Below are 2779 nucleotides of genomic sequence, written 5' to 3'. Positions count from 1 at the left end.
ACCACCGCCACACCCACGGCCAACCCGCCACCTCCATCGCCTACGGCCTCTGGCACGACACCAGCACCCTCACCACCAACGCCGACCACACCCGGATGAGCCGGGGCGGCGTCCTGCCGCTCAGCACCGAGCAGGGCCTGGCGCTGCTGGACGACGCCCTCGCCGCACACCTGCCGGTGGTCACCGCGCTCCGGCTGGACGGGGGCGGCGCGAGCGAGGTGCCGGCCCTGCTGCGCGACGTGCTGCGGGCCCCCCTGCGCAAGGCGGCCGCGGCGGCCCCCGGCGGGCGCGCGACGGCCGGGCCGGACCTGAAGGAGCGGCTCACCGGGCTGCCGGGAGCCCAGCAGCGGCGCGTCGTCCTCGACCTGGTGCGCGGCGAGGCGGCCACCGTCCTCGCCCACCCCGACCCCAGCAGGCTCGGCGCCGACCAACCCTTCAAGGACCTCGGCTTCGACTCCCTCACCGCCGTCGAACTCCGCAACCGCCTACGCACCGCCACCGGACTCCACCTCCCCACCACCCTCGTCTTCGACCACCCCACCCCCGAAGAACTGGCCACCGCCGTGCTCGCCGAACTCGCCCCCGAACCGGCCTCCGCCAACGCGGCCGTCCTGGACGGGATCGCCCGACTCCAGCAACTGCTCGGCGAGTTCGCCGACGGCGACCCGGAGGGCGGGCCCGGACCCCGCGGCCGGAGCGAGGTGACCGCCCGCCTGCGCGCCCTGCTGCGCGGCTGGGACGACGCCCGGCACTCCACCGACGAGGACGAGGACGCCGTCGACCTCGACAGCGCCGACGACGACGAGCTCCTCAGCGCGCTCGAACGCGAACTCGGCTCGGACTGACCGGAGTTCACCAGCGCACCGCGGCCCGGACCAAGGGCCCGTCCGGGCGGATCCCGCCGGACGGGCCCCGGCGGCCGAACCACCGAACCGACCCACGCCAAGGGAGAGACGCCACAGATGGCCAGCACCGAGGAGACCCTGCGCGAGTACCTCAAGCGCGCGACCACCGAACTCCGCCAGACCAAGCGACGGTTGCGCGAGGCCGAAGCCCGTGACCACGAGCCGGTCGCCGTGGTCGGCATCGGCTGCCGCTTCCCCGGCGGGGTCGAGTCACCGGCCGACCTGTGGCGGCTGGTCGCGGACGGCGTGGACGCGGTCGGCCCCTTCCCCGACGACCGCGGCTGGGACCTCGACGCCCTCTACGACCCCGACCCCGAGCAGCCCCGGACGACGTACATCCGCGAGGGCGGGTTCCTGCACGGCGCCGCCGACTTCGACCACGCCTTCTTCGGCATCAGCGCCCGCGAGGCCGCCGCGATGGACCCGCAGCAGCGGCTCCTGCTGGAGACCAGCTGGGAGGCGCTCGAGCGGGCGGGCATCGACCCGACCGGCCTGCGCGGCTCCCGCACGGCGGTGTTCACCGGGCTCATCGCACAGGAGTACGCACCCCGGGCGGGCGAGGCCCCGGGCGAGTACGAGGGCTACTTCCTGGCCGGGAACACCACCAGCGTGGCCAGCGGCCGGGTGGCGTACGTGCTGGGGCTGGAGGGCCCGGCGGTCACCGTGGACACCTCGTGCTCCTCCTCACTGGTCGCGATCCACTACGCCCTGCAGTCGCTGCGCACCGGCGAGAGCTCCCTCGCCCTGGCCGGCGGCGCCACCGTGATCGCCCGGCCCAGCGTCTACACCGAGTTCAGCCGGCAGAAGGGCCTGGCCCCGGACGCCCGCTGCAAGCCGTTCGCGGCCGGTTCGGACGGCACCGGCTTCTCCGAGGGCGTCGGCGTGCTGGTCCTGGAGAAACTGTCGGACGCCCGCCGCAACGGGCACCCGGTGCTCGCCGTCATCCGCGGCTCCGCCGTCAACCAGGACGGCGCCAGCAACGGGCTGACCGCCCCCAACGGGCCGTCCCAGCGCCGGGTCATCCAGGAGGCCCTGGCCAACGCCGAACTGACCGGCACCCAGATCGACGCGGTCGAGGCACACGGCACGGGCACCACGCTCGGCGACCCGATCGAGGCCCAGGCGATCCTGGCCACCTACGGGCAGGACCGCGAGGTGCCCGTCTACCTCGGCTCGATCAAGTCGAACATCGGTCACACCCAGGCCGCGGCCGGCGTCGCCGGGGTGATCAAGATGATCGAGGCCTTCCGACACGGCGAACTGCCCCGCTCCCTGCACCTGGACGCGCCCTCCCCGCACGTGGACTGGACGGCCGGACGGGTCGAACTCCTCGCCGAGCACCAGCCCTGGCCCGACACCGGACGCCCCCGCCGCGCCGCCGTCTCCTCCTTCGGCATCAGCGGAACCAACGCCCACCTGATCCTCGAACAGGCCCCCGCCACCGAACCCACCGAACCCGGTGAGACCACCGCGGCCGTCGACCCCACCGAGACCGCCGAGGATCCCGGCACCCCCCTGATCTGGCCGCTCTCGGCCCGTGACGCGGCGGCGCTCGGCGGGCAGGCCGCCCGGTTGCGCGCGCACCTGGACACCACCAGCGCCCTCCCCGCGGACACCGCCCACGCACTCGCCACCACCCGCACCGCCCACCCCCACCGCGCCGCCGTCGTCACCACCGACCCCACCGACCTACGCGACGCCCTCGACGCCCTCGCCGAAGGACGGACGCACGGCGCCCTGTTCACCGGGACGGCCGGGACCACCGACACCCGCACCGTGTTCGTCTTCCCCGGCCAGGGCTCCCAATGGATCGGCATGGGCCGCGCCCTGCTCACCCACTCCCCCGCCTTCCGCGACCACATCCACGCCTGCGC

Annotated in this window: 2 protein-coding genes; both read left to right on the top strand. The window is 74.8% G+C overall.

Annotation, left to right across the window (positions count from 1 at the left end):
- Window positions 1-845 (top strand): beta-ketoacyl reductase (locus tag AB0N04_RS38480; protein WP_363365772.1); only part of this gene is annotated, 845 nt, incomplete at its 5' end.
- Window positions 846-962: 117 nt separating this feature from the next.
- The coding region (locus AB0N04_RS38475) for a type I polyketide synthase (RefSeq protein WP_363365770.1) at window positions 963-2779 on the top strand (1817 nt) is incomplete at its 3' end.

The organism is Kitasatospora sp. NPDC051702, from assembly GCF_040681575.1.
Taxonomy (GTDB): Bacteria; Actinomycetota; Actinomycetes; order Streptomycetales; family Streptomycetaceae; genus Kitasatospora.
This window is presented reverse-complemented; position numbering and strand designations above follow the sequence as displayed.